This window comes from Agromyces humi (assembly GCF_009720255.1).
GTDB lineage: Bacteria > Actinomycetota > Actinomycetes > Actinomycetales > Microbacteriaceae > Agromyces > Agromyces humi.
Map to the genome: position 1 here is coordinate 1 of NZ_WJSP02000612.1, position 1,477 is coordinate 1,477.

The following is a 1,477-nucleotide window of genomic DNA, read 5'->3' on the forward strand; positions in this document are numbered from 1 at the left end:
GCGGCATCCCGCCCGTGCGACTACTTGCCGTCGACGGCGGCGCGCACGACGAGCCACACGACGACGCCCACGCTGAGGGCGACTCCCGCCGCCGCCGCGACCGCGGCGCCGGGCTGCTCATTCGCGAAGCGGCGCCACCGCACCTTCGCCACGGCGGTCTTGCGCTGCAGCTGCTTGGGCACGTTGAGCTTGTCCTCCAGCGCGTCGAGCGTGCCGGCGAACTCCCGGCGTGCCCGTTCGGAGTTCGCCTTCGCCTCGAGGCGGGTCAGGTTGCGCTCGTGCGTCTTGGCGTCGCGCTTGCTGAGCTGGCGTCCGGCGTCAGTCGCGGCCATAGTCGCCCGTTCCCTTCACCACGTCGAGGTCCTTGCGGAGGCTCTCGATCGATTCGAGCGGCTCGCTGCCGCGCTTGAAGTTGATCATCGCGATCCACACGAGGATCGCGATGATCACGATGAGGATGCCCGAGACGGTGAGGGCCGCGGCCCACGCCGGCATGACGAGGGCCAAGGCGAAGATCGCGGCGGTGATGAGCGTGAACAGCAGGAACACGGCCACCACGGCGGCGCCGGCCACGAGGCCCGACCCGATGCCGAAGTGCTTGATCTTGTAGCTGATCTCGGCCTTGATCTGGTCGATCTCGGCCTTGATCAGGTCGGAGACGCGGTCGGGAAGCTCTCCGACCAGCGTGAACAGCGAGCGTTCGTCGTTCGACGGTGCGGCCATGTTCGCCTCCGGGGTCAGGATGCGGACGCCGGGCCCGGCACGGGCTTGGTGCGACCGGCCGGCTTCGACGCCGACTCCGACGCCACGTCGGCGGCATCGTCGACCGCGCCACCGAGCTTGGAGGCGGCATCGTCGACCGCCGACTTCGCGGCGTCAGCGGCCTTCGAGATGTTCGCCTTCGCGTCTCGCGCAGCCCGGTTCACATCGGCCTTGGTCGCTCCAGAGCCCTTGGTGGCGCTGCCGATGAGGTTCTTCACGCCGTCGAGCACGGTGTCGCCGAGGTCGCCGACCCTGGCGGACGCGAAGTCCTTCACCGTGCCCACGCCCTGCTGCACCGACGGCTGGTTCCACACCTTCTCGGCGGCCGCGCGGATCTGCTCGTAGCGCTCACGGCCGGCACGTGTGCCGAGCACGTACCCGACGCCGACTCCGACGACGAAGAGGATCTTGCCCTTCATGTGCACCCCATCTCCCTGTGGATCGCCACCACGACGTTTCCAGCGTAGACCCCGTGCAATGGGGCGCAAGGGGGTTGCGTGAAAAGTATTCCCCTCCGGCTATGCAATGTCGCCGGGCGTGATCGCGAGGTGACGGATGCGGCGTGCCGCCTCCTGCGCGTGCGGGACGACGGACGCCAGCCCGGTGCCCGCCACCCACGACCCGGTCGCCTCGATGCCGGGCTCGGCGGCGAGCACCTCCTCGAGCGCACGCACGCGATCGCGTTGGCCGATCGTCGCCTGCGACAGGGCGTCGC

3 protein-coding genes and 1 pseudogene are annotated in these 1,477 nt (G+C 69.6%); all 4 read right to left on the reverse strand.

Going from position 1 to position 1,477, the window contains the following annotated elements:
• Positions 1 to 20: 20 nt before the first annotated feature.
• A complete protein-coding gene (locus GH736_RS22830) occupies positions 21 to 332 on the reverse strand; it encodes a DUF3618 domain-containing protein (RefSeq protein WP_159607293.1) in 312 nt (103 codons plus the stop codon).
• The gene (locus GH736_RS22835) at positions 319 to 723 is read right to left on the reverse strand and encodes a phage holin family protein (protein ID WP_159607294.1); all 405 of its coding nucleotides are present in this window, start codon (positions 721 to 723) and stop codon (positions 319 to 321) included. The genes GH736_RS22830 and GH736_RS22835 overlap by 14 nt, the downstream gene beginning before the upstream one ends.
• Before the next feature lie 14 nt (positions 724 to 737).
• The gene (locus tag GH736_RS22840) at positions 738 to 1,181 is read right to left on the reverse strand and encodes a hypothetical protein (RefSeq protein ID WP_159607296.1); all 444 of its coding nucleotides are present in this window, start codon (positions 1,179 to 1,181) and stop codon (positions 738 to 740) included.
• A gap of 99 nt (positions 1,182 to 1,280) precedes the next feature.
• Positions 1,281 to 1,477: pseudogene (locus GH736_RS22845) on the reverse strand (hypothetical protein); the annotation flags it as partial.

Excerpts from the sequence above, each read along its gene's own strand:
- GH736_RS22830 (WP_159607293.1), bottom strand. The coding sequence starts at position 332 with ATGGCCGCGACTGACGCCGGACGCCAGCTCAGCAAGCGCGACGCCAAG.
- GH736_RS22835 (WP_159607294.1), bottom strand. The coding sequence starts at position 723 with ATGGCCGCACCGTCGAACGACGAACGCTCGCTGTTCACGCTGGTCGGA.
- GH736_RS22840 (WP_159607296.1), bottom strand. The coding sequence starts at position 1,181 with ATGAAGGGCAAGATCCTCTTCGTCGTCGGAGTCGGCGTCGGGTACGTG.